This window comes from Protofrankia sp. CiP1_Cm_nod2 (genome assembly GCF_920664355.1).
GTDB lineage: Bacteria > Actinomycetota > Actinomycetes > Frankiales > Frankiaceae > Protofrankia.
The window spans coordinates 1-4,495 of the sequence record NZ_CAKKTL010000332.1 but is presented as its reverse complement, the minus strand read 5'-3'; the positions used below and the strand labels follow the sequence as shown (position 1 = coordinate 4,495).

1 protein-coding gene and 2 pseudogenes are annotated in these 4,495 nt (G+C 74.9%); 2 read left to right on the top strand and 1 reads right to left on the bottom strand.

Annotated features, from left to right (window positions below):
* Window positions 1-610: pseudogene (locus NBW84_RS22790) on the bottom strand (peptidase S1); the annotation flags it as partial.
* 1,175 nt (window positions 611-1,785) lie between these two features.
* Between NBW84_RS22790 and NBW84_RS22785 the strand changes: the two are divergent.
* Window positions 1,786-3,033, top strand: a complete 1,248-nt coding sequence (locus NBW84_RS22785) for a glycosyltransferase (protein WP_445548583.1) — start codon at window positions 1,786-1,788, stop codon at window positions 3,031-3,033.
* Window positions 3,034-4,040: 1,007 nt separating this feature from the next.
* Window positions 4,041-4,495 (top strand): annotated as a pseudogene (locus NBW84_RS22780) (hypothetical protein); the annotation flags it as partial.

Genomic DNA, 4,495 nt, shown 5'->3' with positions numbered 1-4,495 from the left:
GCCGGCGGCGGTGCGGTGGCCCCGACGGCCCGGCGGCCCGCGTGGTGCCCTGGTACGGGCCGGCCGGTGGTGCGGGCGGCGCGTGGAAGGGATTCCCGGCGCCGGGCAGCCCGCCAAGGTAGTTCGCGCCGGGCCGGGCCGGGTCAGGCGGGGGGAACGCCCCCCCGTCGCTGCCGGCCGCGGCCTGCTCTTCCGCCCGCGGCGTGTTCCACGGCGTGTCCCACCAGACCCGGCCGGACGGCTCGCCCGGCCCGCCGGGACGAGGCCGGGGCTCGTTCCCGGACGACGAGGCCGTCGACGGTGGGGCCGGCGTGCCGGCCGGCCGCTGCCACGGTGAGCTGTCGGGGCTGGCGGGAGCCTGCTTCCTGTCGGCGGACGCGAAGGGCGCCGTGGGGTTCGGCGGGGTCGGGCCGCCCTGCCCCGGGCCGCCTGGCGGTGGGTCACCGCCGACGGCCGGCCGGGCCGGCCGTGTGTCGGCAACGGGATAGGGGTCGACATCCGGCACCGCCCAGTCCGGGCCGTCCGGGCCGTCCGCGACGCCGTCGTCGGATACGTGCGCGTTCAAAGATGATCCGTCCGCGAAGGTGACGAAGGGAGGCCGCGTGCTCATGGTACGAACCTTCCCCTCGCAAGCTGAGTGAATACTGAAGTACAGACAACAGTCGGCTGAGACAGGGTGCCGGACGGTGTCCGCCGCCCGACACGGCCCGCCGGCCGGCACCCCCGGGATCACGCGCCGACGGGGGCGACGACGGCAGAGTACGCAGCGTACGGCCGCGGGAGGCAGCGCGGGAACACGGCGTCGGGGAGTGCGCGGCAGCGGGGAACGCCGGTGAGGAACGCCGGTGGCGGGGAACACAGGGGAACGCCAGGGGAACACCGTGGTGAGAAACAGCGAGCCACGGTGGGAAAACGGGGGCCCGGCAGGGAACGATGCGCGCTGTCAGGATGCCGGTGCAGGTGGCGTCTCGTGTCGACAATCATAGCCGTCCCGTTCCGGACGCCCGTCCGTGTCTTTCCATGTCTTTCCGTGGCTCTTCTGCTGTTGCGTGTCCGGCCTGTTGTTCCGTCCGCCCGGAGCCCCCTTCCGGGACCCGTCCCCGTAGCGGGGGTTTTCACCATGCCGGATGCTTGCACCGCGGCGGGAACCGCGACGGGACGGGTATTGTGACCGAACCCGCTTACCATCTTCCACATCGGTCCCGTTCTCCGGTTTCCCGCTCCGCGCCCGCGTCCGCGTCCGTTCCCGGGTAGCGGGTCTCGGATTCGCCGTGACAGCCCTCAGTAGCTTCTCAGGCACGGTTCAGCCCGTTCTCACCGCGAGCGCCGACGCTGGGAGGTGTGAACCTGTCGAAACGTTTTCGGGCCGACCGCCCCGTCAGCCCGGCTGTGCCCGGACCGCCATGTGCGGTACCCGGGAGCGGCGACAGAGACAGCCCCACAGCCCCCGCCACCGGCGCGCCGTCCGTCATCCGCGCGGACGTCCCGCCGGCGCCCCCCGAGGCGGCGTCCGACGGCCCGGAGCACGCCGGCCCCGCGTACGCCGCTGCCATGCCCCCCGGGCCCGCCGGTGCTGTGCCCGCCGGTGCTGTGCCCGCCGGTGCTGTGCCCGCCGGGGGCGGGCCCGCCGGTGCTGTGCCCGTCGGCGTCCTCGCGGAACCGGGGCTCGACGCTCCCGGGAGCGCCGGCGTCCTGGCGGGAGCCCGGCCCGACGGTTCGCGGACGATCCCGTCACAGGGCGTGTTCGGAGCCGACGGCCGGGCCGTGTCCGCCGGCCGGGCCGCGGTGGTGCCACGGCCGTGCGGGACGCCGCCGGCGCGGTGGCGCCCACAGCCACTCGTCGAGGTGGTCGTCCCCGTCTACAACGAGCAGGAGGCCCTCGACGGCAGCATCCGCCGGCTGTACGACTACCTGACCCGCCGCTTCCCCTTCGGCTGGCGTATCACGATCGCCGACAACGCCAGCACCGACGCGACCCCGCTCGTCGCGCGGCGCCTGGCCGACGAGCTCGGCCGGGTCCGTGTGACGCGGCTGGAGGCCAAGGGCCGCGGCCGGGCTCTGCGGGCGGCCTGGTCGTCCTCGGACGCCGACGTCGTGGCCTACATGGACGTCGATCTCTCCAGTGGGCTGGAGGCGTTCCTGCCCCTGGTCGCGCCCCTGCTGTCAGGCCATTCGGACGTCGCGATCGGCTCCCGGCTCGTCCGCGGCTCCCGGGTCGTCCGCGGGCCGAAGCGGGAGATCATCTCGCGTTGCTACAACTCGATGCTGCGGGTGGCCTTCCACACCTCCTTCCGGGACGCCCAGTGCGGGTTCAAGGCCGTGCGGGCGGACGTGGCCCGCGCGCTGCTGCCCGCCGTCGAGAACGACCACTGGTTCTTCGACACCGAACTGCTGCTGCTGGCCGAACGCAACGGCCTGCGCATCCACGAGGTGCCGGTGGACTGGACCGACGACCCGGACTCGCGGGTCGACGTCGTGGCGACCGCGATGGAGGACATCCGCGGAATGATCCGGGTCGCGCGCCGCATCCTCGCCGGCCGGGCCGGGGTGGAGCTGCCGCCACAGGTCCGGGCCGCGCGGCTGCCTCGTAACATGGGCCGCCAGCTCAGGACGTTCGCGGCGATCGGGGTGTGTTCGACCCTCGCCTACGTCGTCGCCTACGCGCTGCTGCGCGAGGGCGGGGCGTCGTCCTTCGCGGCCAACTTCATCGCGCTGCTCGGCACGGCGGTGGGCAACACCTGGGCCAACCGGCGCCTGACGTTCGGGCAGGTGGGCGGCGAGGGGGCGCTGCGCCAGTTCGCCGAGTCCGGGGTGGTGTTCGTGCTGGGGCTCGCGGCGTCCTCCGCCGGCCTCGGGCTGCTGCACGCGCTCTGGTCGTCGTCCGGGGTTCTTGTCGAGATCGTCACCGTGCTGCTCAGCGGTGCGCTGGCCACGGTGGTGCGGTTCGTGCTGATGCGGGCCTGGGTCTTCCATCCCGCCCGCTCCCCTCGTCCTCGCGGTACCTCCACCGGGCGTCATCCGCACCGGGGGTGACCCGTCCACCGACGGGGCGCTCTGACCGGATGCCGGTGGGGGAAGCACGTGCTGGGAAGGGCTGTGACCGTGGTCGGGGAGCCGCGGTGCCGGTTCGCCGAGTGTCGGGATGCGAGTACGATTCGATCACGCAACGTCATCATATGACCGTGCGGATCCAGGCGAGTTGCGTCGCGGAAACCTGTGGCGGATACGCTTAATATCGTTGTTCCGACGACATCGGCACAACCGCCGCCGTGCGAACCTGACCGGAGGATACTCGCGTGGTCCGAGGAGGCCCCGACTCCCGGGGCGGCCGACGAGGTGATCCTCTAGTGGGCTCGCGGGGGGAGACGCGTGAAATCGCGGATGGTGACGACGAGGAGACATGGTCGCCGAACGAGCCGGCAGGCCTGTCCCGGCCCGGGCCGGACGCGTCACGGCACCCGGCGGCCGGGCTGGACGCGTCACGGCACCCGGCGGCTGGGCCGCCGCCGTCCCGGTCGGTAGCGGCGGTGGCGGAGCAGGCGGATCACAGGCCTGAGCGGCCCGCCCTCGGCCAGATGCGGGCGCTTTCGGCGAGCAGGAGCCTGGTTGCTTTCGCCACTCTGTCGAACCAGTCCACCAGGAGCGCCCAGCCCGTCGGCGGCCCCCGGTCCGGGACGTCCGCAGCCGGCGGTCCCGGACCCGGCGGTCCCGGACCCGGCGGTCCCGGGCCCGGTGGCCACGGACCCGGCGGTCCCGGACCAGGTGGTCCCGGGTCCGGTAGCCGTGGGTCTGGCGGCCACGGGCCCGCCGCGTCCCCCGCGGGCCGGGCCGGGCCGGGCCGGGCCGGTGGCAGCGCACCGGGTATGGACGCTGGTCCCGCTCCCTCACCGGTTGCCAACGGACATCTGGGGGGGAATGGTTCCGCTCCGCCCGCACCGGCGCGGCACGGGTCCGGGCCGGCTGCCGGCGATGCCCGTCGAGCCGAGGGCCATCCCGGCCGCTGGGGGGCCCGCGGGCCCGGTGGCCCTGATCCGCTTGACATGACCACCGTCGTGCAGCGTCCCGCCGAGCGGGGATTCCCCGACCAGGGCGCGGACCAGGGCGCGGACCAGGGCGCGCGTCCTCGCGGCGCGGACCCGGCCGCCCGGGGCCGGGCACCGGGCACCGGTACCGATGCGGAGCGGGGAGCGCCGCTCTACACCGGAGCGCCCACGCAGGGATACAGCCCGTTCCCGGAGCGTGGGCGGGACAGCGTCCGGCCCACGCCTGCTCCTGCCGCGCTCCGCCAGCCGGGTGCGGGGCGTCCTGGCCCCGCCGGGGCGGAACCGGTCGGCTCATCCGGACCTGTTCCGCCCCGGTCGTCCGTGGCCGCCGGCATGCCGCCGGCCGCGCAGCCGCGGTCGCCGATGCCCCCGCCCGACTCCGGGCGGGGCACTCCCCGGCCCACGCGCTCCCAGTCCGCGCCGCACGGCCGGCCCGATGCCCGGGCGTGGCC